This window comes from Alkalicoccobacillus porphyridii (assembly GCF_007293315.1).
Taxonomy (GTDB): Bacteria; Bacillota; Bacilli; order Bacillales; family Bacillaceae_D; genus Alkalicoccobacillus; species Alkalicoccobacillus porphyridii.
The window spans coordinates 1-316 of the sequence record NZ_VLXZ01000122.1; the positions used below are offsets into that span (position 1 = coordinate 1).

Annotated in this window: 1 protein-coding gene; it reads left to right on the forward strand. The window is 47.5% G+C overall.

Annotated elements, in window-relative coordinates; all coding sequences use genetic code 11:
- On the forward strand, nt 1-203 hold a 203-nt coding region (locus FN960_RS23765; RefSeq protein ID WP_001321174.1), incomplete at its 5' end, for a KOW motif-containing protein.
- Nucleotides 204-316 lie beyond the last annotated feature (113 nt).

A 316-nucleotide genomic window follows, 5' to 3' on the forward strand; every position in this document is an offset into this window, starting at 1 on the left:
TGCAGCAGGTTGGTGATAAGCCGCGTCCGAAAACGCTGTTTGAACCGGGGGAAATGGTCCGTGTTAATGATGGTCCGTTCGCTGACTTCAACGGTGTTGTTGAAGAAGTGGATTACGAGAAATCTCGTCTGAAAGTGTCTGTTTCTATCTTCGGTCGTGCGACCCCGGTAGAGCTGGACTTCAGCCAGGTTGAAAAAGCCTAACCCAGCGATCAAAAAAGCGGCGATTTAATCGTTGCACAAGGCGTGAGAATGGAATACAATTTCGCGCCTTTTGTTTTTATGGGCCTTGCCCGTAAAACGATTTTTTATATCAC